Source organism: Gimesia maris, from assembly GCF_008298035.1.
Lineage (GTDB): Bacteria > Planctomycetota > Planctomycetia > Planctomycetales > Planctomycetaceae > Gimesia > Gimesia maris.
In genome coordinates, this window is sequence record NZ_CP042910.1 from 1672763 (window position 1) to 1698156 (window position 25394).

The 25394-nt window shown below is 52.6% G+C and carries 19 protein-coding genes; 10 read left to right on the forward strand and 9 right to left on the reverse strand.

Annotated elements, in window-relative coordinates:
• Nucleotides 1-14: 14 nt before the first annotated feature.
• On the reverse strand, nt 15-3029 hold the full coding sequence (gene pruA, locus GmarT_RS06350; RefSeq protein ID WP_002647591.1) for an L-glutamate gamma-semialdehyde dehydrogenase: 3015 nt from the start codon (nt 3027-3029) through the stop codon (nt 15-17).
• A 521-nt stretch (nt 3030-3550) separates the two neighbouring features.
• On the opposite strand from pruA, the gene GmarT_RS06355 reads away from it, so the two are divergent.
• The 4 genes from GmarT_RS06355 (at nt 3551) to GmarT_RS06370 (ending at nt 7574) form a co-directional block, all read left to right on the forward strand.
• A complete protein-coding gene (locus GmarT_RS06355; RefSeq protein ID WP_002647590.1) occupies nt 3551-4420 on the forward strand; it encodes an FAD binding domain-containing protein in 870 nt (289 codons plus the stop codon).
• 71 nt (nt 4421-4491) lie between these two features.
• Nucleotides 4492-4998 carry a (2Fe-2S)-binding protein gene (locus tag GmarT_RS06360; protein WP_002647589.1) on the forward strand — a complete coding sequence of 169 codons (507 nt, stop codon included), beginning with the start codon at nt 4492-4494 and terminating at the stop codon, nt 4996-4998.
• Nucleotides 4998-7292 (forward strand): xanthine dehydrogenase family protein molybdopterin-binding subunit, encoded by a 2295-nt coding sequence (locus GmarT_RS06365; RefSeq protein WP_002647588.1) that lies wholly within the window; start codon nt 4998-5000, stop codon nt 7290-7292. Before GmarT_RS06360 ends, GmarT_RS06365 begins: the two co-directional genes overlap by 1 nt.
• A gap of 18 nt (nt 7293-7310) precedes the next feature.
• Nucleotides 7311-7574, forward strand: coding sequence for a MoaD/ThiS family protein (locus GmarT_RS06370; RefSeq protein WP_002647587.1), 264 nt, complete (start codon nt 7311-7313; stop codon nt 7572-7574).
• A gap of 518 nt (nt 7575-8092) precedes the next feature.
• Here GmarT_RS06370 and GmarT_RS06375 read toward each other — a convergent pair.
• Nucleotides 8093-8473 (reverse strand): response regulator transcription factor, encoded by a 381-nt coding sequence (locus GmarT_RS06375; RefSeq protein ID WP_002647586.1) that lies wholly within the window; start codon nt 8471-8473, stop codon nt 8093-8095.
• 240 nt (nt 8474-8713) lie between these two features.
• On the opposite strand from GmarT_RS06375, the gene GmarT_RS06380 reads away from it, so the two are divergent.
• The gene (locus tag GmarT_RS06380; protein WP_002647585.1) at nt 8714-10000 is read left to right on the forward strand and encodes an adenylosuccinate synthase; all 1287 of its coding nucleotides are present in this window, start codon (nt 8714-8716) and stop codon (nt 9998-10000) included.
• A gap of 1015 nt (nt 10001-11015) precedes the next feature.
• The gene (locus GmarT_RS06385; protein ID WP_002647584.1) at nt 11016-11528 is read left to right on the forward strand and encodes an REP-associated tyrosine transposase; all 513 of its coding nucleotides are present in this window, start codon (nt 11016-11018) and stop codon (nt 11526-11528) included.
• Between the two features lie 829 nt (nt 11529-12357).
• On the opposite strand, the gene GmarT_RS06390 is transcribed toward GmarT_RS06385, so the two are convergent.
• The gene (locus tag GmarT_RS06390; RefSeq protein ID WP_044238927.1) at nt 12358-12789 is read right to left on the reverse strand and encodes an RbsD/FucU family protein; all 432 of its coding nucleotides are present in this window, start codon (nt 12787-12789) and stop codon (nt 12358-12360) included.
• A gap of 264 nt (nt 12790-13053) precedes the next feature.
• Between GmarT_RS06390 and sucC the strand changes: the two genes are divergently transcribed.
• Both sucC and sucD read left to right on the forward strand, forming a co-directional pair.
• The gene (gene sucC / locus GmarT_RS06395) at nt 13054-14241 is read left to right on the forward strand and encodes an ADP-forming succinate--CoA ligase subunit beta (protein WP_002647581.1); all 1188 of its coding nucleotides are present in this window, start codon (nt 13054-13056) and stop codon (nt 14239-14241) included.
• Between the two features lie 115 nt (nt 14242-14356).
• Nucleotides 14357-15235 (forward strand): succinate--CoA ligase subunit alpha, encoded by an 879-nt coding sequence (gene sucD, locus GmarT_RS06400; RefSeq protein ID WP_002647580.1) that lies wholly within the window; start codon nt 14357-14359, stop codon nt 15233-15235.
• Nucleotides 15236-15325: 90 nt separating this feature from the next.
• On the opposite strand, the gene ndk is transcribed toward sucD, so the two are convergent.
• The 3 genes from ndk to GmarT_RS06415 all read right to left on the reverse strand — a co-directional run bounded on the left by ndk (nt 15326) and on the right by GmarT_RS06415 (nt 17718).
• Nucleotides 15326-15793 carry a nucleoside-diphosphate kinase gene (gene ndk / locus GmarT_RS06405; RefSeq protein WP_002647579.1) on the reverse strand — a complete coding sequence of 156 codons (468 nt, stop codon included), beginning with the start codon at nt 15791-15793 and terminating at the stop codon, nt 15326-15328.
• Nucleotides 15794-16002: 209 nt separating this feature from the next.
• Nucleotides 16003-17181 carry a glutamine-hydrolyzing carbamoyl-phosphate synthase small subunit gene (gene carA, locus GmarT_RS06410; RefSeq protein ID WP_002647578.1) on the reverse strand — a complete coding sequence of 393 codons (1179 nt, stop codon included), beginning with the start codon at nt 17179-17181 and terminating at the stop codon, nt 16003-16005.
• A gap of 141 nt (nt 17182-17322) precedes the next feature.
• Entirely contained in the window at nt 17323-17718 is a 396-nt protein-coding gene (locus GmarT_RS06415; RefSeq protein ID WP_002647577.1) for an ArsR/SmtB family transcription factor, read from the reverse strand.
• A 444-nt stretch (nt 17719-18162) separates the two neighbouring features.
• Between GmarT_RS06415 and GmarT_RS06420 the strand changes: the two genes are divergently transcribed.
• Nucleotides 18163-18933 carry an SDR family NAD(P)-dependent oxidoreductase gene (locus GmarT_RS06420; protein WP_002647576.1) on the forward strand — a complete coding sequence of 257 codons (771 nt, stop codon included), beginning with the start codon at nt 18163-18165 and terminating at the stop codon, nt 18931-18933.
• An 8-nt stretch (nt 18934-18941) separates the two neighbouring features.
• Here GmarT_RS06420 and GmarT_RS06425 read toward each other — a convergent pair whose 3' ends face one another.
• Both GmarT_RS06425 and GmarT_RS06430 read right to left on the reverse strand, forming a co-directional pair.
• Nucleotides 18942-21899 carry a PVC-type heme-binding CxxCH protein gene (locus GmarT_RS06425; RefSeq protein WP_002647575.1) on the reverse strand — a complete coding sequence of 986 codons (2958 nt, stop codon included), beginning with the start codon at nt 21897-21899 and terminating at the stop codon, nt 18942-18944.
• 62 nt (nt 21900-21961) lie between these two features.
• Nucleotides 21962-22873 (reverse strand): alpha/beta hydrolase, encoded by a 912-nt coding sequence (locus GmarT_RS06430; protein ID WP_002647574.1) that lies wholly within the window; start codon nt 22871-22873, stop codon nt 21962-21964.
• An 82-nt stretch (nt 22874-22955) separates the two neighbouring features.
• Here GmarT_RS06430 and GmarT_RS06435 point away from each other — a divergent pair, with 82 nt between their 5' ends.
• Entirely contained in the window at nt 22956-23792 is an 837-nt protein-coding gene (locus GmarT_RS06435; protein WP_002647573.1) for a sialate O-acetylesterase, read from the forward strand.
• Between the two features lie 99 nt (nt 23793-23891).
• Here the strand turns inward: GmarT_RS06435 and GmarT_RS06440 are convergent, their stop codons facing one another.
• Nucleotides 23892-25367, reverse strand: coding sequence for a DUF1501 domain-containing protein (locus GmarT_RS06440; protein ID WP_002647572.1), 1476 nt, complete (start codon nt 25365-25367; stop codon nt 23892-23894).
• Nucleotides 25368-25394 lie beyond the last annotated feature (27 nt).

A 25394-nucleotide genomic window follows, 5' to 3' on the forward strand; every position in this document is an offset into this window, starting at 1 on the left:
CGTCTGCAGATTACTTAGTCATCTTCTTCGTCTTCACCAACTGCCGTCGGCGCGAAGCCGCGACGCATGGTGTTTTCGGTAACGTTGACGGGGACGAGGAACTGCAGCAGGTAATCGGGGCCGCCGGTTTTGCTGCCCATGCCTGACATTTTAAAGCCGCCAAACGGGTGGCGTTCGACCATCGCGCCTGTGATGTTGCGATTCAGGTAGATGTTGCCTGCCATCAGTTCCATGCGGGCTCTCTGCAGGTGAGCCGGGCTGCGACTGTAAATACCGGCCGTGAGGGCATACGGTGTATCGTTGGCGATAGTAATCGCTTCCTCGAAGTCATCGGCTTTCATGACGGCGAGAACCGGTCCGAAGATTTCTTCCTGCGCGATCTGGCAGGTGGAGTCCACATCGATGAAGATATGGGGCCCGACATAGTAACCTTCCTCATCCAGTTCTGAAGTATCGCAGGCGAGCGCCAATGTGGCTTCTTCTTTGCCGATTTCGATGTATTCCTGAATTCGCTGTCGGGCATCCTGATCAATGACCGGGCCCACGATGGTGCCGGGATCTTCTGCGGGACCGATCTTCAGACTCTTTGTTGCTTCCACCAGGCGACTGACGAAGACGTCGTGGATCGATTCGACCACAATCACCCGTGAACAGGCAGAGCATTTCTGGCCAGCGTAGTTGAAGGCGGAATGAATCACACCCAGAACCGCTTCGTCGAGGTCGGCGTCATCATCCACGATGATGGCGTTCTTACCGCCCATTTCTGCGACAACCCGTTTGACCATTTTCTGGCGAATGTCTGTATTGGAGGCAGATTCATTGATCGCGAGCCCAACATCACGAGAACCGGTGAAGGTGATCATTTCCACGTCCGGGCTGCCGACCAGTTCGGGGCCCACTTCTTCACCGACTCCGGGCAGGAAGTTCACCACGCCATCGGGGATCCCGGATTCGTGAATCAGATCCATCAGCTTGGCAGCGACAATCGAGGACTGCTCGGCCGGTTTCATGACGACCGTGTTTCCAGTGACCAGGGCGGCGGCTGTCATGCCAGTCAAAATCGCCAGCGGGAAGTTCCAGGGGGCGATGACGGCTACAGTACCCCGGGGGCGATAGAAGTAAACGTTCTCTTCGCCGGGCACGTCACAGTGTCGAGGGTCTGAGAGTTTACGCATCTGGTCGGCGTAGTACATGCAGAAGTCAATTGCTTCGACGACGTCGCCATCGGCTTCTTCCCAGGGCTTGCCGCATTCATAGACAATCCAGGCTGCCAGTTCAAAACGCTTGCGACGCATGTTGGCGGCGATCAGTTCCAAGTATTCGGCGCGGTATTGCGGTTCGGTTTTTGACCAGCCGGGGAAGGCCCGTCGGGCCGCATCAATGGCGTCGATCGCATCGTCGGCGGAGGCGGAAGAAATCGTTCCCAGCGATTCGGAGAGGTGCGAAGGATTACGTGATGTGAGGGTGGCTTTGGTGTCGATCGCCCGTCCGTTGATCAGCAGCGGGTATTCTTTGCCGAACTGATCTTCGACCGTTTCAAGTGCTTCCCGCATTTTCTGGCGTGATTCTTCCAGGCTGAAATCGATGAGTGGTTCGTTCTGGAAATGCTTCTCTTCTGAAGATGCTTTTTTCCGGTTGGATTTACTGGCGTGATCGGACGGATTCATCATCAAGGTCTCCAGGTTGACGTGCTCGCTAAAGCTTTGTCGAAGGAATGAGTCGTTAGAAGTGTTTTCCAGCAGGCGGCGGACCAGGTAGGCCATGCCGGGAATCAGTTCGCCAAACGGCGTGTAAATGCGGACTCGATGGCCCATCTCCGCAAAGACCTGTGCCTGCTCTTTGCCCATCCCGTACAGCATTTGAATTTCATACGCGGAAGGGGGGACGTCCAGTTCGTGTGCGACGGCGATCGCATGTGCCAGGCTCCGCATGTTGTGGCTGCCAAATGCAGGTTTGAGCCACTGGAAGTTTTGCAGCAGGATCTGTGTCAGCTTTTCATAGTTCGCATCCGACTCCCATTTTTCCTGGTAGACAGGGATGGGCCAGTTGCGGTACTGGGACGTGATCGTTTCGTAATCCCAGTAAGCGCCTTTAACCAGCCGGACCCAGACAGGGGTCTTGCGTTTTTTGACCCATTTCAAGAGATCCATCAGGTCGGCTTCCGCCTGGGGCTGATAGGCCTGGATCACGATGCCGGCGTTGTCGAAGTCGCGGAATTCCTTTTCCATCAGCGTCTGCTTGAAGATTTCCAGCGTGAGTGGCTTATAGGAATTCTGTTCCATGTCAACGTGCAGGTAGGCATCGTATTTCATGGCATGTCGCAGCAGGGTTCGCAGCCGAGGCTGAACCGCTGCCATCGTACCGACAGGATCGGTTGGTTTGAACTGGCTGCAGAGGGCTGAGAGCTTAATCGAAACATTGGTGCGGGGCAGGTGGCCCTGGTTGTCCCAGTCGAGTTGCACATTTTCGGACCATTTGCGAACGCGGGGGGCCAGGCCCCTGATCAGGTCGAGATACGACTGCAGATAGGCTTCGGCTTCGACTTCACTGATAACAGCTTCCCCCAGCAGGTCCAGGGTGAAGGTGAAGTTTTCGCTGCGAAGTCGATCGACGGTGCGGTGAACTTCATCGACTGTTGATCCAGCGATAAACCGGCTGGCCATGCGGCGGGCATTGGAGCGGGCGTTCAGCGCAAGGGCTCTGCCGAGAACCGAGTTCGGCGTCGACAGTTCCAGGCCGATCCGGGCCGCCCAGGGAAGGTGCTTGCGAACATCTTCAAAATATTCGTGCAGATGCCTGACGATCGATTCATGCGAGCGAAGCATGGGCAGGACATCCACGAAGCGGAACATCTGCACTTTGACCGACTCATCGGCCATGGCCCAGGATAGAATTCGATCGTCCCACCAGCGTTTTTCGAACATGGTCGGTTCGCGGCGCTCCAGCAGACCCCAGATCTGCTCGCCGAGTTCCTGCGTTCGCTGCTCAAAATTCTGGTTCGAGATGGAAGACGCTTTTTTTCGTGCCACTTATATAACCTGCCTCTGAGTGCAGACTGCACTTTTCTGTGTCGCGGTATTAATGATTAAGATTGAACTGAGACCACTGGACAGGGGAGTTAACTGGTGGAAAGGCCCCATTCAATCGACATCCTGTCAGTAATACTCTTACGTAAACACTCCCTTGAGTGTTGGGGGCTGGCCTCTCATCGTACGGGGCTCTATGACCCGAAATATTCGTATATGATGTTAACTGCAAGCAGGTTACCAAATCCGCATAGGTGAGGTAAGTGTTGCGGGTCAGGCAATCGGAAGTTTTCTGCTTCGATGCAGGCAAATCGGACTTGTCAGGCGGGGGAGAGACTTTATTCTTAAGGAAATTCTAAAATTAAAAAATTAGGTCGCCAGTTCCTCTTTCGTTGCATTGATGTTAGTTGACAGGTGATTGATAATAAAGTCAAAGTGATACTCGATGACCAGTCTGAAATTCGCTTTCGAATCAAAGCCGAATAGAGGATTGTCTGGACAATTAGGAGAGGGATGAACCTGCGATGCGTGACTTTGAATATGAAGCCCCCACTTCACTGGCAGACGCCGTTGGTCTGCTGGCTAAAAGTAATGGGAATGCCCGCCCGCTCGCGGGGGGAACCGATTTAATTGACCATGTCCGGACCGGCAGATTATCGACGGATCTGATTGTCGATCTGAAAAAGATCCCCGAACTGATGGCGTTGGAAGAGAACGACGCCGGCCTGCGTCTGGGAGCGGCAGTGCCGTGCTACCAGATCTACAACCATCCGGGAATTCTGGAAAACTACACGGCAATCGCTGACAGCAGCAATATTATTGGTGGCATGCAGATTCAGAACCGGGCCAGCGTCGGAGGCAACCTGGCGAACGCCGGTGCCGCAGCGGATTCGACTCCCGCGTTGATCGCCCTGGATGCAATTGTGGTGATTCAGGGCCCTTCCGGAACCAGAGAAGTTCCCGTCGATCAGTTCTGCACGGGACCGGGTAAAAATATTCTGGAACCAGGTGAAATTATCGTCGAGCTCAAATTCCCGCCACGACCTGCACACAGCGGTTCCCATTACCGGCGGTTCATTCCCCGCAATGAAATGGATATCGCAGTGGTTGGCGTAGGTGCCGCTGTCGTTCTGGATGAGAGTGGTGAAAACTTCGTCTCAGCCCGCATTGGATTGGGCGCGGTCGCCGCAAAACCATTTTATGCCCAGGAAGCCAGCGAACTGCTGACCGGCCAGCCTGTGAGTGATGAGACGATCAAAAAAGCAGGCGAGGCGGCCCGCTCCGTGATCCATCCGATTACGGACATGCGGGGAACGGAAGAGTTCCGCCTGCATGTGACGGGCGTACTGACCGAACGTGTTTTGAAAAAAGCGGTCGAGCGTGCTCGCGGCTAGGTCACCCGCTGTCTGATGTCTCACTCACTCAATAAAATAATAATCGATCATTTTTTAATAAGGACTTTTCGATGGCGAAGAAACGGATCGTAACCGCGACTGTCAATGGGCGTGAAGAGGAATTCCTCTGCCAGCCCCGGCAGACATTGCTCGAAGTCTTACGAAATACGCTGAATCTGACCGGTGCCAAAGAAGGTTGCTCGAACGGCAACTGCGGTGCCTGTTCCGTGGTGATTGACGGGAAAGCCATCAATACCTGTATGGTGCTGGCCGTGGAAGCGGATGGTGCCAACATTGAAACGATTGAAGGTCTGGCGCCCGGCGATGGCCTGGATCCGCTGCAGGAAGCGTTTCTGGAAAACGCGGCGCTGCAGTGTGGAATCTGCACTCCCGGTTATATCATGGCAGCCAAGGCATTTCTGGATGAGAACCCGAATCCCACCGAAGAAGAAATTCGTTTTTCGATGGCGGGCAATCTGTGCCGTTGCACCGGTTACGACAAAATCGTGCGTGCTATCCAGCAGGCTGCAGAAACTCGGTGTGCTCAATCTGCCTCATGTGAGAAGGAGACTGTCTAATGGCGACCATTGATGAAACCAGAACCGCAGAAGGTAGCGAAGAGACTCCTCAATATAAGGTGATTGGCACCCGGCCGATTCGTCATGACGGCGCTGATAAAGTTACCGGTCGTGCGTTGTACGGTGCGGATATCAAAGTCAAAGGCATGATTTACGGTGCAGTGCTGCGGAGCCCGCATGCCCATGCCAACATTAAATCGATCGATACCTCAAAAGCTGAAGCTTTCCCAGGTGTGCGTGCCGTCGTCACCAGTGCGGATCTGCCGGAGCCCGGCGATAAAATTGCCGAGCTGGGAGAAGGGGCTGTCGTCCTCAACCATCTGAGCAGCAACAATCTGGCCCGCACCAAAGTGCTTTACAAAGGGCACGCAGTCGCTGCGGTTGCCGCCGACAATCTGCATATCGCACAGGAAGCAGCCAACCTGATTGAAGTCGAATATGAAGTGCTGCCACCCGTGCTGGATGTGCTGAAAGCGATGGAAGATTCGGCACCTGTTTTGAATCCTGATGTGCGGACGGAAGAAGCCTCTACGGGTGAAAAAGGGGACAAGCCTAGTAATGTCGCCAAGCATATTGTGTTCGAAAAAGGGGATCTCGAAAAAGGATTCGCCGACGCGAAATATGTTGTCGAACGCGAATTCCGCACATCGACCGTGCACCAGGGGTATATCGAACCACACGTTGCGACCGTATTGTGGAATAACGATGGTCAGATTACCGTCTGGACTCCGACTCAAGGCACGTTTTCGGTCCGCTCGCAGATGGCAGAGTTGTTGCATGTGCCTCTGGCCCGCGTGAAAGTGGTCCCTGCAGAAATTGGCGGGGGGTTTGGTGGCAAGATCTCCGTTTATCTTGCACCAGCGGCTGCAGTCTTATCCCGTAAAGCAGGTGTTCCCGTTCAAATTGTGATGGACCGGGCAGACGTGCTGCAGGCAACTGGCCCCACCCCCGGTTCCTTTATCCGAATCAAGATGGGCGTCGATGCTGACGGACGTCTCACCGCCGCCGAGGCCTGGATGGCTTATGAGGCAGGCGGTTATCCCGGTTCTCCGATTGGCGCCGGTGCGATGTGTGTCTTCTCCTGCTATGACATTCCCAATGGTCGCGTGGAAGGTTATGACGTTTGCGTCAACAAACCGCGTACCAATGCGTATCGCGCGCCGGGAGCGACCAACGCCGCGTTCGCGACGGAAACCGTTGTGGATGAACTGTGCGAACAACTGGGCATGGAACCGGTAGAATTTCGCCTGCTCAACGCTTCGAAAGAAGGGACACGCCGGATTGATGGCGTGACGTATCCCCGCATCGGCCTGGTCGAAACACTGGAAGCCATCAAGAACAGCGAGCATTACAATACGCCGCTGACTGGTCCAAATCAGGGACGGGGCATTGGCTCCGGTTTCTGGTTTAACGCGGGATTGAAATCAGCCGTGACCGCGACCGTCAATTCGGATGGCTCTGTTGGTCTGCTGGAAGGTTCGACGGATATTGGTGGTTCCCGGACCGCGATTGCCATGCAGTTCGCGGAAGCAATTGGACTGGCAGCAGAAGACATTAAACCGGCAGTGGTCGATACGGACAGTGTGGGCTATACCGATGTGACTGGCGGAAGCCGCGTGACGTACGCGACGGGCTGGGCCGCTTATGAAGCCGCCCAGGACCTGAAGCGGCAGATCGTCAGCCGAGCCGCTGAACTGTGGGAAGTGGATCCCGATCTCGTTTCCTACGAAGACGGTTCTGTGATTGGTCCGGACAAGTCGATGACCTTCAAGGAAATTGCCATCGAGTTATCTCTGGGAGGTGAGCCGCTGGTGGGACGTGGTGTCTCCAATCACAACGAGCCCGGCGGCGCGTTCGGTACACATTTAGTGGACGTGGAAGTCGATCCTAATACCGGGAAAGTAGACATTCTGCGTTACACCGCCGCCCAGGACTGTGGTACCGCGATACATCCTGCGTATGTTGAAGGACAGATTCAGGGGGGAGCCGTGCAGGGGATTGGCTGGGGGTTGAACGAAGAATACTGGTACGACGAAGCAGGCAGCATGCGAAATGCTAACTTCCTCGATTACCGGATTCCGACCTGCTATGACCTGCCGATGATCGATGCGATTATTGTGGAAGTCCCTAACCCGGGACATCCCTACGGTGTGCGTGGCGTGGGAGAAGTTCCCATCGTGCCACCACCGGCGGCTCTGGAAGCAGCAATTCACAACGCCGTCGGCGTGCGGATGTATGAACTGCCGATGTCGCCGCCACGGGTTCTGCATGAACTGTTGAAAAAAGAATCCTGATCAGGAACGGAAGCTGATATGCCTCGTCTGTTTATTCCTCCGCTGCTCAAACCCTATTGCAAAGGGGCAGCAGAAGTTGTTGTGGAAGGAACGACCGTCAGGGAAGCGGTTGAGTCTTTAGACGAGTTGTATCCCGGCGTCAAAGAGCGACTCTGCCCTGAGGGCACACTCAGGGCAGGGCTCGCGGTGACCGTCGATCAGAACGTGACCCCCCGCGGGCTCTCACAGAAGGTGACCCCTGAAAGTGAAATTCACTTTCTACCCGCAATTGGCGGCGGGTAATCTTCTCCGGTACCACCCAATAAATAATTGAAACCAACTTTTTCGGGTGGCCCCGGATGTAATCCGGGGTTGTCGTAGACAACAGGAGGTTGCAGAGATAGTGATGTCTGGTGTGAGAAGTCGCCTCACTTTCTGAACTGAAGAGGTAGGCAGCATTGCTTTGAATCGATCATTTCAACTGAGACCTCCTGCTCGCTGCGCTCGTACCGGATTACATCCGGTATCACCCGATATATTATAGGAATCAACAACTTCCGGGTGGCCCCGGATGTAATCCGGGGTTGTCGTGAGACAACAGGAGGTGGCAGTGTTGGGTTGGCTGGTTTGAGAGCGATCCTCAATTTCTGAAATGTAGAAGCAGGTGGCATTGCTCTGCGCCGATCGCTGCAGCTGAGACCTCCTGCTCGCTGCGCTCGTACCGGGTTGCATCCGGTACCACCCATTGATTGCGCAACACTTCCCAGGGGAACTCTCGAATTATATTCGGGTTACCCATTTTTCTAATATCCGAGATGGTGTTAATCGGGTTTCAGTAGTTCATTGACTGCTTCGACCAGGTCTTCGATGTGGTAGGGTTTGGGGATGAAGCGGTCGACGCCGCGATCGAGGGCCAGTTCGCGGTATTTGGGTTCGCTGTTTCCTGTCACCATGATAATCCGCGGGGCACGCTGTTTATAATTGGTGATGGTGTCAAGGACGGCAAATCCGCTGCGTCGGGGCATGACCAGGTCCAGAAGCACCAGGTCGGGTGCGTCGCGCTCGATTTTCATCAGACCTTCGTTTCCGTCGTGGGCAACCAGAACCTCGTACCCGGCGGCTTCCATGGCCATTTGAAGCGGTTCAGTCAGACCTTCGTCGTCATCGATAATCAGTACGCGTTTTTGAGGAGTTATGTTCATTATCCTGCTGAAAAAACCTGGTCTGGCCCGCACGGAGGCGATCTCTGTAAGGAATTATATCATCAGTCTCAGCGAAAATCCAATTATTAAGATCAACCTGACGCGTGGCGCTCCCCAAACGGGTTTTAGTTCGATAAAATGGGCCGGTGCGCGCCTGGAATGCGCCTTGTCTGGTCCTTTCTGAATCAGGCAGAATCATTTTTTCTCCGTTTTATATTGTCTAACCAGTGGGATAGTGTTGTGTCAGCGACGTCGGTAATCGGATTGCAGTGGGGCGATGAAGCCAAGGGCAAAATTGTAGATTTACTCTCAGAGCAGCACGAAATCGTGGTGCGATACCTGGGGGGAAATAATGCAGGCCACACCGTCAAATTTGATGGAAAGACTTATAAACTCTCACTTTTACCGGCGGGAGTTCTGAATCCGAACGTCACTTCCGTGATAACCGGGGGAGTGGTCATCAATCCCAAGGCATTTCTACAGGAAATGGCCTCCATTGTTGAGCAGAATGGTCCGATTGAAGCCAGTCGGCTGCTGATCAGTGACCGGGCCCACGTGATTTTTCCCTATCATATGCAGGAAGAAGTGGTTTTCGAGCAGAGTCGCAAGGAAAAAGCGATCGGCACAACCATGCGGGGAATCGGGACCTGCTACCGTGATAAAGCGGGCCGAACGCACGCTATCCGGATGGGGGATCTGGTGCGTCCCGAGTTTTTCCGGAGTCGCCTGGAAGAAATCGTCGCCTACAAAAACAAGATTTTTCAGGCGCTCGACCCGGAAGCCGAACCCCTGGATGTCGATGCGATCTACGAAGAATATTCAGGTTATGCCGAGCAACTGAAGGATCATGTTGTCGACACCAGTACCTATTTGCTGAATGCGGTCGCTGAGAAGAAAAAAATTCTGTTTGAAGGCGCCCAGGGAAGTCTGCTGGACATTGACCATGGTACGTTTCCTTATGTGACCTCTTCCAACAGTTCCGGTTGTGGAATTCATAATGGAAGTGGCGTCTCCGAACGCTACATCGATAAGATGATCGGCGTGGTGAAGGCCTATACCACGCGCGTAGGAGGCGGACCTTTCGTGACCGAACTGCATGATGAGATTGGTCAGCGAATTCGCGATGTGGGGAACGAATATGGTACGGTTACCGGGCGTCCCCGACGCTGTGGCTGGTTTGATGCTGTTGCGACCCGCTATGGCGCCAACATCAGTGGTGTGGACTGCATTGCCGTGATGCTGCTGGATGTCTTGAGCGGCCTGGATGAACTGAAGATCTGCGAAGCTTATGACATCAATGGCAAGCAGGTCATTGATTTCCCCAGCCACATTCTGGATCTGGAACAGGCCAAACCTGTCTATCGTACCATCGCAGGCTGGAAAGAAGACATCACCGGCATTCGTAAAATGGAAGATCTGCCGGAAAATGCGATTGCTTATATCAAGGCAATCGAGGAAATCATCGGCAAACCCGTGGAGATTGTTTCCGTGGGACCGGATCGTGAGCAGACAATTCTGTTGAAGTAGGCTGGCTGGCCTGAAAGCGATCCTCATTTTCTGAAACGAAGGGTTCGGTGGCATTGCTCTGAGCCAATCGTTGCAGCTGAGACCTCCTGCTCGCTGCGCTCGTACCGGATTACATCAGGTACCATCCGCAATTTTATGCGAATCAACAATTCTCGGGTGGCCCCGGATGTAATCCGGGGTTGTCGTCAGACAACAGGAGGTGGCAGTGTTGTGTGCGTCTGGTTTGAGAGCGATCCTCATATTCTGAAACGTAGAAGCAGGTGGCATTGCTCTGAGCCGATCGCTGTAGCTGAGACCTCCTGCTCGCTGCGCTCGTACCGGATTACATCCGGTACCATCCGCTATTTTATACGAATCAACAATTTCCGGGTGGCCCCGAATGTAATCCGGGGTTGTCGTGAGACAACAGGAGGTGTCAGAGTTGGGTGCGTCTGGTTTGAAAGCGATCCTCAATTTCTGAAATGTAGAAGCAGGCGGGATTGCTCTGCGCCGATCGCTGCGCTCGTACCGGATTACATCCGGTACCATCCGCTATTTTATGCGAATCAACAATTTCCGGGTGGCCCCGGATGTAATCCGGGGTTGTCGTCAGACAACAGGAGGTGGCAGTGTTGGGTTGGCTGGTTTGAAAGCGATCCTCAATTTCTGAAATTTAGAAGCAGGCGGGATTGCTCTGCGCCGATCGCTGCAACTGCAACCTCCTGCTCGCTGCGCTCGTACCGGATTACATCCGGTACCACCCGCTATTTTATGCGAATCAACAATTTCCGGGTGGCCCCGGATGTAATCCGGGGTTGTCGTGAGACAACAGGAGGTGACAGAGTTGGGTGCGTCTGGTTTGAAAGCGATCCTCATATTCTGAAACGTAGAAGCAGGTAGCATTGCTCTGCGCCGATCGCTGTAGCTGAGACCTCCTGCTCGCTGCGCTCGTACCGAATTGCATTCGGTACCACACAAAATGGTTTTATGATCAATAAGAGTTTGGCGGATCATTCTCGTTTGTTATCATGTGAACATGAACAAAAGAATCAACTTCGATGATCAGCGATATGTCCACTTCATTACTTTTTCCTGTTATGGAAATCGAACCTGTCTTGATCACGATGATGCCAAACGGCGTGTTTTGGGAGCTCTGAATCACGAGATTTTACGACACTCTGCGACATGTGTTGGGTTTGTGATAATGCCAGATCATGTTCACTCATTAATCTGGTTTAAGGAGCCTGGAGAGCTGAGTGCATTCATTAGGGATTGGAAGCGGAGTTCCAGTCGTTCTATCAAACAGTTTCTTCAAAATCACAGTGAGTATGCGAAGAACTTCCAGTCGGCAGATCCGCTTTGGCAAAAACGCTATTATTCATTTGAAATTGAGACAGAAGAAAAAATCGAAGAGAAATTGACTTATATCCACATGAACCCTGTTAAGAAGGGGCTGGTAGAAAACATCATGGATTGGCGCTGGAGCTCTGCGCGATATTATGTATCTGGAAAATCTGTAGGTGTACCTATTGGGTGGCCCCGGATGTAATCCGGGGTTGCCGTGAGACAACAGGAGGTGACAGAGTTGGGTGCGTCTGGTTTGAAAGCGATCCTCATATTCTGAAACGTAGAAGCAGGCGGGATTGCTCTGCGCCGCTCGTTGTAGCTGAGACCTCCTGCTCGCTGCGCTCGTACCGGATTGCATCCGGTACCACCCATTGCTTATGTACTTTGATCAATCTCAGTGGGTGCTGAAAATTTCGGGGTGCTGTCATTGCATCTTCTGCCTCGTGTTGAGCACTGGTGGTTGAGATTCAGCTGGGTTTGCCCGTGCGCTTCTGTAATATTGCCCGGTTTGCTGTTCGCGTTTTCTGGTGTCGGGCTGACATCAAATCGTCGAACGTGTCTGCGATGGTCGTTCAGACTTTGTCCCGTTTTATCGTAGCGTCTCCAGGGCGATCAGGAGTTGGTCATGTTTCATAATGCTTTTTCTGTGACTGAAATTATGAAGTTGAGGATGATGGTTTACCTCCCGATAAGTTGTGATCTTCGCGAAGGGCGTGAGGCGGTCAAGGCGATTCAGCAGAAACAGGGGTGGCGATGTTTGTTGATAGGGAACCGATACCGGGGTGATCAGGGCCGGTACTGTGCTGATGGCTCGCGAAGTGCGGCGACCCGCAGGCATACATCGGGAACTGGTGCTGTTTCAGGCAGTGAAAATCTGGAAAAAACAGGCTGTTTTATAGTGAAGATCAAGAACAACTGTCGTGTGTTTCAGTGCACTGTAAACTGAGCACGCGCGCGACACAAGACAACGCTTATCGCCGGTGGTGCGCAGCGGTCAAGGGGATTATTTTCAGTAGACGGGGAAAGGGTGACTAAGTGGTCACCACTCCTTTTTTGAGGATCAGGTTGGCATACAGGGCTGATTCGCTGGTGGCAATGATGGCGTAGGCATTTCTGGCTCGATCATAGAATTCAAAGCGTTCGATTTTTTCCAGTCCCGTCTTGCGGGAGTCATGCTGTTGAATAAGATCTGCATAGGTTTTCCAGATGGGGGGTGTGGGAGTCTGGTCATCGACCGGGTGCATCACACCCGCGGGTTGTTCCACGAATGTATCGAGGGGAAAGAACTGCAGGATTGCCTCCAGGATTTCCGGAACGCCGTGCCCGTCGAGACGGATGAGTCTCTGAGCGTGGGAGTCGGCGGGGAAATTACCGTCGGCGAGGACAATGTCATCGCCGTGTCCCATTTTCATGAGAACATACATCAGATCAGGCGAGAGGAGGGGAGGGATATTTTTCAGCATGCGATTTCTCGGATTGGGTTGATTTGAGTCGTGTGGCAGACGGCTGTTTTCTGATTTTGACGCATCAAAAAACAGATTGAAACCGGTAGCAGACATTGATTTCCATTATGCAGAAATTTTAGGTCGCTGGCGAGTATGGCTTGCTGGATATGCTGTTGTGAACCCGTTATGATGGCCTGAGTTCAAGCTGTGGGCTCGACAAAGTTTTTGAACGCCGCTTTTTCTAATCGGTAGCAAATTTTCAGGAGAAAGTCTGAAAAATCAATGAAAATTCACGAATATCAGGCCAAACAGTTGTTTCGCGAAGCCGGGATTCCCGTACCTGAGGGAATTGTAGCGAAAACCGTAGACGAAGCAGTGGCCGCTTTTGAGAAACTGGATCGTCCTTTAGTGGTTGTGAAGTCACAGATTCACGCCGGTGGCCGCGGCAAAGGTCGTTTCAAAGAATACCCCGAACAGGCAGGCGTTGTGCTGGCTCGATCTGCGGAAGAAGTTCGCGAAAATGCGGAGCGGATGCTGGGCTCGACACTGGTAACAATTCAGACGGGCGAAGAAGGCAAGCAGGTCAATACACTGTTCATCGAGCAGGGACTGGATATTGCCCAGGAGCTGTACCTGGGGTGTGTCGTCGACCGTGAAGCAGGCGGCCCGGTTCTGATTCTCTCTACGGAAGGGGGAATGGAGATCGAAGTGGTGGCAGAAGAGAGCCCGGAAAAAATTCTGAGCGAGCCCTTCTCGATTCACACGGGTCTGCTCGGTTTCCAGGCACGCAAGCTGGCGTTCAAACTGGGGATGGAAGGAAAAACTGTTCGCAGTGCCGAGAAATTCCTCTGCCAGATGAGTCGCTTTTTCATCGATAATGATTGCAGCATGACCGAAATCAACCCGCTGGTGATTACCGGCGAGGGAGAACTGGTGGCGCTGGATGCCAAGGTATCATTTGACGAAAACGCGATGTTCCGACACAAGCCTCTGGAAGAACTGCGCGACCTGACAGAAGAAGAACCTGCCGAAGTAGACGCGGGCAATGCCGGGTTAAGTTACGTCAAACTGGATGGAAATATTGGTTGTCTCGTGAACGGAGCCGGTCTGGCGATGAGCACGATGGACCTGATCAAGCATCATGGCGGCGAACCAGCCAACTTCCTGGACGTAGGAGGCGGAGCGAACGTCGACCAGGTGAGCGAAGCGTTTCGCATCATCCTGGCGGATGATAACGTGAAAGCGGTTCTGGTCAATATTTTTGGCGGGATCATGAAGTGCGACACAATTGTGACCGCGCTGCTGGAAGCCTACGAGAAGGTTGGTTTCACAGTACCTCTGGTGGTGCGTCTGGAAGGGACTAACGTGGATAAGGCTCGCGAGATGCTGGCCGGAAGCGGTCGGGATATTATCTCAGCAACAGACCTGACCGATGCCGCCCAGAAAGTGGTCGCCACTTTGAGTTCATAGGACCGACTGCGGCCTGTTGAGTGATCAGCGGGCCGCGATCATTTGACGTGGTTGTTTTGTAAAAAGCGATCTTTGCCTTCATTCAAACACATATTTCCCGCAAGGGTGACAGATTATGAGTATTTTAGTTACTGAAAAGACACGCGTCATTTGCCAGGGGATCACTGGTAAGTCGGGGCTGTTTCACAGCCAGCAATGTCGCGAATATGGAACTCCCCTGGTGGGCGGAGTGACTCCTGGAAAAGGTGGGACCGAGGTTGATGGTTTTCCTGTTTTCAATACGGTTGAAGAAGCGGTTGAAAAGACCGGTGCCAACACCAGTCTGGTCTTCGTACCACCACCATTCTGTGGTGAAGCGATTATGGAAGCCGCCGATGCCGGCATGGAACTGATCATCGCGATCACCGAAGGCGTGCCCGTCTTCGACATGGTCCGTGTGATGGAATATCTGAAAGGCAAAAAGAGCCGCCTGATTGGCCCGAACTGTCCTGGCGTGATTACTCCGGGGATTGCCAAGATCGGGATCATGCCTGGTTACATTCATACGCCCGGCTCTGTGGGACTGATCAGTAAGAGTGGAACACTGACCTACGAAGCGGCCTGGCAGCTGGGTAATATTGGCCTGGGACAGAGTACTGCGGTTGGCATTGGTGGTGACCCAATTATCGGGACGACCTTTATTGATCTGCTGGAGCTGTTCGAAAACGATCCTGCAACGGAATCGATCATGTTGATTGGTGAAATTGGTGGAACGGCTGAAATTGAAGCAGCTGAATACATCAAGGAACATGTCACCAAACCAGTGGCTGGTTTCATTGCCGGCAAAACAGCGCCTCCCGGAAAACGGATGGGACACGCAGGCGCGATCATCAGTGGTGGCAGCGGAACCGCAGATGAAAAGATTGCCGCTCTGGAAGCAGCCGGTGTCGTCGTGGCGGAAAGTCCAGCCGACATGGGTACCGCGATGAAGCGTGCGATTGAAGCTGCAAAATAAGCTGCTTTCAACTGAGAGTCAAAAAGAAAAAGGCCATCCCCAATTCAGGATGGCCTTTTTTTATGGTTTCAAATTTGTGAAGAGCCGAGATTATTTCTCGTCGTCTGCACAGACCCAGTCACCTAAAGCGGTGCCGTATTCGATCAACTCTTCAGGCTTGAAGTAGATTTTGATTTCGCGGGTCGCTGCTTCGGGACCGTCGCTGCCATGCACCAGATTCATCTGGCGGCTGATGCCATAATCGCCGCGGATGGTTCCGGGGGCGGATTCACGACCATTGGTGGAACCCATCATCGAGCGGACGACGGTGATCGCTTCGGGGCCTTCCGCGACAATTGCGACGACAGGACCGGCGGTGATAAATTCTTCGAGCAGAGGATAGAATGGCTTCTCCACATGTTCTGCATAATGTTCTGCCGCTAATTCTTTGGTAACCTGCAGCAGTTTTAGGCCGACGATTTTCAGTCCCTTGTTTTCGAAGCGGGTCAGAATCGTACCGGCCAGGCGGCGCTGGATGGCATCGGGTTTAATCAGAATCAGAGTTCGTTCGAGGGCCATGTGGGGTTCTTTCTATCTTGTCAATTGTCTGTAAAAAAGTGCGGGGGCAGATTCTGTTCCCGTCGGTCATGTATATCGGAATCTTGAAATTCAGTATTTTGTCTACTCGATCAGTTGAGGATGAACGGATCTCCCACGCCTGATTGAAGTGAATTGAAATGAAATTCAGCGATCATTTCAACCCTGATTCTTTTGAATCACAGGGGCAATCAGGAAGAAACGCGTGCCTGGCTGATGCTTTCAAAAAACTGCTGGAACAGATAATGGCTGTCGTGCGGGCCGGCGGAGGCTTCGGGATGGTACTGGACGCTGAAAGCCGGGTGAGTTTTATGGCGTAATCCGGCGACGGTATTGTCATTCATATTGATATGAGTGATTTCTACATCGTCGGGTTTCGTTTCAGGGTCGATGGCAAAACCGTGGTTCTGCGAGGTAATTTCGACCTGGCCGGTGGCGTGATTGATAACGGGCTGGTTGGCACCACGATGACCGAATTTCAGTTTGAAAGTCTTGCATCCACAAGCCAGGCCCAGCAGCTGATGGCCGAGACAGATGCCGAAAATCGGGACCTGACCTAGCAGTTCGCGGATGGTATCGATGGCATAGGTCAGCGGTTCCGGGTCTCCGGGACCATTTGAAAGAAAGACGCCATCAGGATTGAGTTCCATGACTTCCGCTGCGGTGCAGTTTCCGGGGAGTACCGTGACTTTGCAGCCCAGTTGTTTCAGGTGACGCGGAATATTCCACTTCATGCCATAATCAATGGCGACGATGTGGTAGGCGCTTTCGGCAGCCAGATCTTCTTCGGAAAGCGTCGCGATATTTTTACCTGAGAAGGAATGAGTAGAACTGCTGTGGGCCAGTGGATGCAGGGCTTCATTCCATTCAGACGCCGCTTCAGGGATGACTTTGCTGACCAGATCCTGCCCGACAAGTTGCGGGCTGCTTTGGGCTTTTTTAACGAGCGATTCATCATCGAGATCTGTTGTTGAAAGCACGCCGGTCATAGCCCCGCTGGTGCGGATTTTTCGAACCAGGGCGCGGGTATCGATACCTTGCAGTCCGATGACGCCGGCCGCTTTGAGGTATTCATCCAGTGTCTGTGTAGACCGATAATTGCTGGGGATTTCGCAGAGTTCGCGAACGATGAAACCCTGTAACGAGATGCCTCCGGATTCGACATCTTCGGGGACGATCCCGTAATTCCCGATCTGCGGATAGGTCATCGTGACGATCTGGCCGCAATAGGAAGGGTCAGTCAGGATTTCCTGGTAACCGGTCATGCTCGTGTTGAACACAACTTCACCGTGGACTTCTCCGTCTGCACCAAAGGCCGTCCCTGTGAACACACTACCATCGGCAAGGGCTAATTTCGCTGTTTTCTGCATTGTTTGTACTGATCTCAGGACATGGAAAAAATCTGGTTAAATCTGTTATGTTCTATCAAAGATGGGCGCAAATAAAAAGAGACCGACTGTCTAAGGTCGGTCTCTTCGTTGGATTTTTCAGATTTGAGACTGATACAGGGATCAGCTCTGATTTTGTGTCAGTGTGAAATGATCGATCCGAATGATATTTTCCTCGGGATCATTAAAGCTGTTGAAAAGTTCTCCCATAATGGAATGGAAGTGTTCACGGCAGATGGAATAGAAATTGTGTTTTCCATCTCGTCGTGCTTCGATCAGTCCCGCATCCCGCAACAGTGCAAGGTGGTGGCTGACAGCAGGTTGACTCTGATTGAGGCGTTCACATAGCGCCGTTACGAATAACTCTTCTTCCTGGGCCAGGTAAAGCATAATTCGCAGTCGTGTCTCGTCAGACAGCAACTTAAAGACCTTCACCAGATTCTTTTCAAGATGATCTGGCAGAGTGGGAAAACGCTGTGTCGTTCCTTCTTGGGGCGGATCCACAAGGTTTGTGGCCATATTACTAGTTTCCTTTTTTAAATTCATGCAAAAAAGCTCATTTTCAACCGTCGTTCGTTTTCAACGACCGGCCTGTGGGGCATAATCTGTTCGTTCCGCTCACAAGTCAAGTGGGGGAATGAATCGCAAAAAAACAAGCAGCCAATCGCTGGCCATACCAACTTTACAACATTGTGGCCCTAAATCGCCTGTAATACATGGCGCGCAGATCTAAGCTGAATTACTTACTCAACTACTTGTATTATTTGCCAGACAGGCGAAAGATGTGATATGAGGGAGTCGCTTTGCGGTCCAGATGATCGCCAAGAACGCTCCCTTAATTCGATGGCAATTATGGTAGTGCCGTACCCGATCGTCAACTAGTATTTATCCAGTTTATCTAATTATTCGCGAAAAAACATGCGATTTGTCTGCTTAAGTGTTTTTTAAATATGGAGTTATGACGTGTCTGTATCTTCGTTCTGTAATCTCACCGGTAAGAAAGTTCTGGTCACCGGTTCTTCAAGTGGGATCGGAAAAGCGATCGCAATTGAGCTGGCTCAGGCGGGGGCGGACGTGCTGATTCATTATCGGAAATCAAAAGAAGCAGCGGAAACGGTTGCCAGCCAGCTGCAGAAACTGGGGCGGAAATCGAAGACATTATCTGCAGATCTTGCCTGTCTCGAGAATTATGAATCTTTCCTGAATCAGGCTTTTCAGACCTGGGGCCAACTGGACATCTGGGTGAATAATGCCGGGGTCGATTTATTAACCGGCAGTGAAGCGAAGCTGGATTATGGTCAGAAACTGGAAAAGCTGCTCGATGTGGATGTACGCGGAACCGTACTATTATCCCGGGCTGTGGGAGAACGTATGCAACAGCAGGGGAGTGGCTGTATTCTGAATATTGGTTGGGATCAGTCAGACCGGGGCATGGAAGGAGCCAGTGGAGAATTATTTTCCACCAGTAAGAATGCCATTATGGGTTTCAGTCGGTCCCTGGCAGTATCGCTGGCTCCCCAGGTACGCGTGAACTGTATCGCACCGGGGTGGATTCTGACTGCCTGGGGGGAAAACGCCAGTGACGTCTGGCAGGAACGCGTCAAACGGGAGACCCCAATGCAATGCTGGGGGACGCCGGAAGATATCGCGAAGATGGCCCGCTTTCTCTGCAGTGATGAGGCGGCTTATATTACCGGCCAGGTAATCAACGTCAACGGGGGAGCTGTCCGTTAAACCGGGACTCAGTCTGACGAACGATTCGAACCTGCTTCCGGCAGCAGATAGGCAATCAGGTCCCGGAATTCCTGAAGAGTCATCTGGTCTGCCAGGCCGTTGGGCATGATCGAAGTTTTAGAAGGGACCATCTCTTCAATCTCACTGATTTTGAATGAGATCACATTACCCTTTGAATTGTAGATGGAGCGTTCTTTGTTATTGTGCTTGTGGTAGATGCCAGATGCGGATTTTCCATCGATGGTGACAATCGTGAGGGGTAGAAATCCTGGATCGATGTCTTTGCTGGGATTGATAATCGCTTCGACCAGCTGTTCCCTGTTCAGGGCGATTCTACCGTTCGAACGGATGAGTCCTGGTCCTACCTGTTGACCGCGGCCATCGATCTGATGACAACGGAAACAGCCGGGACCTTTGGGGTGAAAAAAGAGCCGCTGGCCGGCCTGGGAGTCCGCGGGGCCTGCGAGCGTCTGCATCCATGCTGCGAGCTGATCTCTGGTGGGGCGTTTTTCATTCAGCTGTCGTGTAAAGATCCTTTCCACGGCAGCCGCTTTGTCTGCATCAGCAACTGCGAGCTGTTGAAGTCTCGTACGTTGTACTCCGGTCAAGGTAGCGCCGGACAGGGTTCGCAAGGCTTCATTGCTGACGATTGGGTTTTTATTCTGTGCTAATTTCAGCAGAGGCTCGATATTTTTTGCGAAAGAAGAGTCGAGACCAATGAGGGCTTCTGCACGCAGATTGGCATCCGTCGCTTCGTCGTTTGCGAGTTGTAACAGTTTTTCCCTGACAGAATCGGATTTGAGTTCGCGCAGGGTGCGGACGGTTTCGGTTTGCAGACCGGGATCTTCCGATTTCAGGAATTCAGTGAGTTTCGCTTCGCTCAAGGCGGGATCATTTGCAGGCAGAAACAAGAGGATCTGTTGCAGTACCGCTGGGGATGTCTCGGGGAGCTCGAGCAATTGTGCTGCCTGCTGGCGTGCCTGGGATTTGCTGACCCACCAGTCGCCGGTTTTGCCTCGCGTCCAGTCTTTCATCACTCCATCCAGTTGAGCGATGGCCGCGAGATAAGCTTTCAGCAGTTCTGGAGTGGGGGCTTTGCTGGCGAGGTCTGCAATCAGTGTCTCGCGAAATTCATGCAGTTCATCGCGGCCGATCCACTCAACGGCTGCAAAGCGGACTTGCGGATTCTCATCATTCAAAGCCAAATGCAGTATAGAAGTAGAGGGCTTTGCGTGGCTTGCTTTTAACAACAGAATGACACCCAGACGGACGGCGGGATCTGCGTGTGAAAAGTTTTCAGCGAGCTCTGCGTCGGATAACGTATTGCGGAGAGCCTGCCGCGCAGCCTGCTGCATGAATTTGTCGGGAGAAGCAAGCCTTTGAAATATCAGCGGCAGCGCTGACTTATCAGAAATTCGTCTTAACGCCGCTGCCTGAACAGCAGGCGAGGGATCTTCCTGAGCGATTTTCGTTAATTCAATCAGCTTCTCAGGCAGGATCGTCACCGCCTGTTCCCGTAGGCCGGACTGTTTGTCCTGCAGGATTGAGGTGGCCTGTTCGGTAGAGAGTTTGTCGACACTGACCAGGGTATTCAAGGCGACAGCACGAACGCGGGGATCTTCATTTTTGAGAGCGGCTTTTAATGCGGTGATTCCAACCTCTCCCTGTGTGAGTAGATGCCTGGCAGCGGCATTACGGGTCTGCCAGTCAGAAGAAGTGATTGTATTATCTTTCTGTTTCTCTCCAGGTTTGACCGCAGAGATGCGCCAGACGCGACCTTTGCCGTGGAGGGGATAGGAACGATCTGCCCAGTCGCCGACATATAGACTGCCATCAGGACCTGCAGCGATCCCGGCGGGCCGAAAATGTTCTTCGCCGGCGATAACGGGCTGAGTCGTTGCTTTAAAAGCGGCTCCGTCCGGAGTGAGGTGGTAGCGGTCTATACGATGTTCTCCCCAACTGGCAACCAGCAGGTCGCCGCGATAGTCGGCGGGCAACTGATCCGATTCGTAGATGATCAGTCCGGTGGGAGATTCGCCAGTAGACGAGGTCATCGGCAGTGTGCCGGGCGTTTCTGCGTTGACGGCGATAAAGGGTTCGAGTGTCCGGCGTCGATAACCATAGTCGCCACCCCGCACGATTGTTAGCAGGCGGCAGGGAGGTCGGTTCCCGGGATCATTATCGCCGACAAACATGCGACCGTTGACATCGAAGCAGAGATGGAAGGGATTCCAGAAGCCGGTAGCGATGCGTTCGAGCTTGCTGCCATCCAGACGACAGCGGAAGATACCTCCTTCGCCGCGGAGGGCGGGAATGCGTACATTTCCTTTTCCCACGAGAAGGGCATCGTCTCCATAATTCTGACCGAGGGTGAAATAGACGTTTCCAAAATCGCCAACCAGCTCTGCATCAGCTCCTTCGTTTTCTCCCATGGTAAAGTAGACATTGTTAAAAAAGTCGAAGGCAAAACCTGAGAAGCCGTTGTGCGGATAGGTGGCTGTCGTCTCCAGTTGCACCAGGTTCTGCCTGATATCAGCGGTGCCATCATCGTCTTGATCGCGCAGTCGGAAAATCGAGCTGCGGGTTGCGACGTAGATCCAGCCCTCCGGATGCGCGGCGATGTTCATCGTTTCGGTTGAACCTTCATAGAAGGTCTGGATGCGATCGGCGTGTCCATCGCCGGTAGTGTCCTGCAGGAAGCGGATACGGTCGGTTTTCGGTCCCTGGTAATTTTCGGGACGAAAGTGAGTGTGGCTCTCAACAACATACACGCGGTTGTGCTGATCGACAGTCAGTCCGGTGACTGTAACGATATCCGGTTCGGAGGCGAACAATTCGATTTTCACTCGATCATCAAGTGAACGAGGTGTTTTGATTTCCTCTGCCTGCAAGAACGACGTAGCCAGAACGAACATCAAGCCGCTGATACAGGAGAAAAGCATTTTCCGATTCGTGAAACCGGTCATGAGCATTCCTTGAGATGGTTTTGTAAATACAGGGAGAGTTCGAGATTGTTTCAGTAAACGGATTATTGTTTTGGTTCGATGTAGTCCAGTGAGGTCAGAAACTGATCCAGTTGTTTGATTGTGGAGTGGTAGTTGTCTTCGCTGTTTTTGCGGAGATTAAAGAATCCGTGCCCTTCACCTTCGTAGGCGACCAGTTCACAGCGGTTGCCGTTTTGTTTCATCTGTTCTGTGAAACGTTCGACATTTTCGAACAGGACGGTTTTATCAGCAGTGCCATGAAAAATGATGGTGGGCGGCGTCCCTTTTTTGAGGAAGTGAATTGGTGAAATTTCCTTGCAGCGTTTTCCCAACTGAGAAGGGCCGCCTTTCCAGCCAGTTTCTGTGGTATCGACGACCGGATTGAACAGCGCCATCGCATTCGGGACGGACGAGATGCTTTTGTTTTCATCGGGTTCATCAAAGCCGATCACGGTTCCCGTGCAGGCGGCGACATGCCCACCGGCAGAGCCACCGCCGGCTGCGATACGCTGAGGGTCGATTCCCAGTTCTTTTGCATGTTCGCGAATCCAGCGGACTGCGGATTTCCCATCGGCCACGCATTCAAACGGCGTTGTATCGTGTTTGGATTTGATGCGATATTCGGCGGTGCAGGCAACCATGCCTTTGGATGCCAGGTGTTTACAGTGTGGTTCAAACTGGCTGGGATTGCCGTTTCTCCAGCCGCCCCCAAAGAAGAAGACGATGCCGGGACGGGTGTCGGTGGCTTTCCAGTCTGCGGGCTTATAGATATTCAGATGCAGATCACCCTGTTCGATTTTTTTGTAGACTTTGTATTCCGCGCCTGCTAACGGCTTCCAGGCATTCTTCTTTGCTGCCGGTTTTTTGTCAGCCGCTGTTGATGATTCGATTGGGAAGAGGCTGAAAACTGTTGCCAACAGAGCCAGAATGAGTGTTTTTTGAGTGAGGAAGTTCATGTCGCGACGCTTCTTTCATAAAAAACAGAAACCGTATACTTGAGTTGGAATTGTGTCTGTCTCTATAGTAAAAGGAATACTGATGATTTTGTCTCTTGTTTTCGAGTGGGAATCCCAAAAAATGAAAATTAAATGGTTGTTGAATCTGACCCTGTGTCTGGGGATGTCTGTTGTTTTATCGCCGCTGCTGGCCGCTGACAAAACTGCTGAGTTACCCGAGAAAGAAAAGTTTCATATCTATCTGCTCATCGGGCAGTCCAATATGGCAGGGCGGGGCAAAGTTGATCCTGCCAGCAATAAAGCACATCCCCGGGTGTTGAAACTCGATAAAGCTGGGAACTGGGTGCCTGCAACAGATCCGCTGCATTTCGATAAGCCGAAAATTGCGGGAGTGGGGCCGGGTTCCGGTTTTGGTCCTGTCATTGCAGATGCTTACCCTGAAGTGACCATCGGATTAATTCCCGCAGCGGTGGGGGGGACGCCACTCAGTCGCTGGGTCAAAGGGGGCGATCTATATGAACGTGCGGTCAAACTGGCCAAAGAGAATCAGAAAAAAGGTGTGATTAAGGGAGCGATCTGGCATCAGGGAGAAGGTGATTCTTCTAATCCCAAATTATATAACAGCTACCAGAAACGGTTGTCCGGAATGATAGCTGATTTACGAACTGATCTGGGTGAACCTGACATGCCTTTCGTGATGGGAGAGTTGGGAGAATTCTTCACGCGACCGGGAGCGCCGACTGTCAATCAGGCATTACACGGGATTGCAAAAGAAGTTCCTGCCACGGCTGTGGCGTCTTCCAAAGGACTGCCTGCGAAAAGTGACCAGGTACACTTCAATGCAGAGTCTGAACGGGAGTTTGGGAAACGTTATGCTGCTCAGATGTTGAAGTTGCAAAAGCAGGCAGCAGAGAAATAGCAAATTGAGACTGATCGAGTTGCTGATTTCTGAAATAAAAACAGGATCGTCCGTAAAAAACGGGCGATCCTGTTTCATTTAATCAGTGATCGATTTGGGTCAGGCCAGAATTTCCTGGACGGGGCTGTGATCTTCTACTCCCGTCAGTCTCTGGTCGAGTCCCTGGAATTTATAGGTGAGTTTTTTGTGATCAATGCCCAGGCACTTGAGAATCGTTGCGTTCATCTCATGAATGTGAACCGGGTTTTCCGTGACGTTGTAGCTGAAATCATCGGTTGTGCCATGCACGACACCCTTTTTGATTCCGCCGCCCGCCATCCAGACACTGAAACAGCGCGGGTGATGGTCGCGTCCATAATTTTCGCGAGTCAGTTTTCCCTGGCAGTAAACCGTACGACCGAATTCTCCGCCCCAGACGACCAGCGTGTCGTCCAGCATGCCTCGCTGTTTCAGGTCTTTGACCAGGGCGGCTGCGGGCTGGTCGATATCTTTACACTGCTTGGGCAGGTCACCGGCGATGTTCGCGTGCTGGTCCCAGCCTCGATGGAAGATCTGTGAAAAACGCACGCCCCGTTCGGCCATGCGGCGAGCGAGCAGACAGTGGTAGGCGAAGGTGCCCGGCTTGTGTACTTCGGGGCCGTACATGTCGAGAGTGGCTTTGGTTTCTTTGGAGATGTCGGTCAGTTCGGGAACCGAAGTCTGCATGCGGAATGCCATTTCGTACTGAGAGATACGTGTCTGAATTTCCGGATCGCCGATCTGGTCGAATTCATTCTGATTCATCTCTGCCAGCGTATCGAGCATACGCCGCCGCAGTTTGGAAGGAACCCCCGGAGGGTTCGAGAGAAAGAGTACGGGATCACCCTTCGATCTTAATGAGACGCCCGCGTATTTACTCGCCAGGAATCCGCTGCCCCAGAGTCGGTTGTAAAGCGCCTGTGCCTGCTGACGCCCCGACCAGGTGGAAGTCAACACAACGAAGGAGGGCAGGTTCTCATTCATGGAGCCCAGACCATAACTGAGCCACGAACCCAGGCTGGCGCGACCGGGGAGCTGATTGCCGGTGCAGATGTAGGTGATGGCGGGATCGTGGTTGATGGCTTCCGTCCAGAGTGAACGGACGATGGAGATATCTTTCACGATGCCGGCAGTATGCGGCAGCAGTTCGCTGACCCAGGCACCATCGCCTCCATTATCGTATTTCTGAAACTTGAATTTGGAAGGAGCCAATGGAAAGCGGGACTGCCCTGAAGTCATGGTCGTCAGTCGCTGCCCTTTGCGGACTTCTTCCGGCAGGTCTTTATCGAAAAGTTCGTTCAGTTTTGGTTTGTAATCAAGTGTATCAATCTGTGAAGGGGATCCCGCCATGAACAGGTAAATGGCCTGTTTGGCTTTGGGGGCAAAATGTGGTACGCCTGGCAGGCCACCTGTCGATTTCATTTCCGGGGTCGCTGCCTGCAGGGGCAGACGTCCGGATTCCAGCGATGCCAGGGCGGCGGTACCCAGGCCTAAGCCCCCGGTTTTGAAAAAGTGTCGTCGCGTAATTTGTGAGAGTCGTTCCTGAATGGGATTCATGACTTTACCTTTTGTTCTATTTCATTC

Coding starts and splice junctions, on each gene's coding strand:
- GmarT_RS06355 (WP_002647590.1), top strand. CDS start 3,551: ATGCGTGACTTTGAATATGAAGCCCCCACTTCACTGGCAGACGCCGTT.
- GmarT_RS06360 (WP_002647589.1), top strand. CDS start 4,492: ATGGCGAAGAAACGGATCGTAACCGCGACTGTCAATGGGCGTGAAGAG.
- GmarT_RS06365 (WP_002647588.1), top strand. CDS start 4,998: ATGGCGACCATTGATGAAACCAGAACCGCAGAAGGTAGCGAAGAGACT.
- GmarT_RS06370 (WP_002647587.1), top strand. CDS start 7,311: ATGCCTCGTCTGTTTATTCCTCCGCTGCTCAAACCCTATTGCAAAGGG.
- GmarT_RS06375 (WP_002647586.1), bottom strand. CDS start 8,473: ATGAACATAACTCCTCAAAAACGCGTACTGATTATCGATGACGACGAA.
- GmarT_RS06385 (WP_002647584.1), top strand. CDS start 11,016: ATGAACAAAAGAATCAACTTCGATGATCAGCGATATGTCCACTTCATT.
- GmarT_RS06390 (WP_044238927.1), bottom strand. CDS start 12,789: ATGCTGAAAAATATCCCTCCCCTCCTCTCGCCTGATCTGATGTATGTT.
- sucC (WP_002647581.1), top strand. CDS start 13,054: ATGAAAATTCACGAATATCAGGCCAAACAGTTGTTTCGCGAAGCCGGG.
- sucD (WP_002647580.1), top strand. CDS start 14,357: ATGAGTATTTTAGTTACTGAAAAGACACGCGTCATTTGCCAGGGGATC.
- ndk (WP_002647579.1), bottom strand. CDS start 15,793: ATGGCCCTCGAACGAACTCTGATTCTGATTAAACCCGATGCCATCCAG.
- carA (WP_002647578.1), bottom strand. CDS start 17,181: ATGCAGAAAACAGCGAAATTAGCCCTTGCCGATGGTAGTGTGTTCACA.
- GmarT_RS06415 (WP_002647577.1), bottom strand. CDS start 17,718: ATGGCCACAAACCTTGTGGATCCGCCCCAAGAAGGAACGACACAGCGT.
- GmarT_RS06425 (WP_002647575.1), bottom strand. CDS start 21,899: ATGACCGGTTTCACGAATCGGAAAATGCTTTTCTCCTGTATCAGCGGC.
- GmarT_RS06430 (WP_002647574.1), bottom strand. CDS start 22,873: ATGAACTTCCTCACTCAAAAAACACTCATTCTGGCTCTGTTGGCAACA.
- GmarT_RS06435 (WP_002647573.1), top strand. CDS start 22,956: ATGATTTTGTCTCTTGTTTTCGAGTGGGAATCCCAAAAAATGAAAATT.
- GmarT_RS06440 (WP_002647572.1), bottom strand. CDS start 25,367: ATGAATCCCATTCAGGAACGACTCTCACAAATTACGCGACGACACTTT.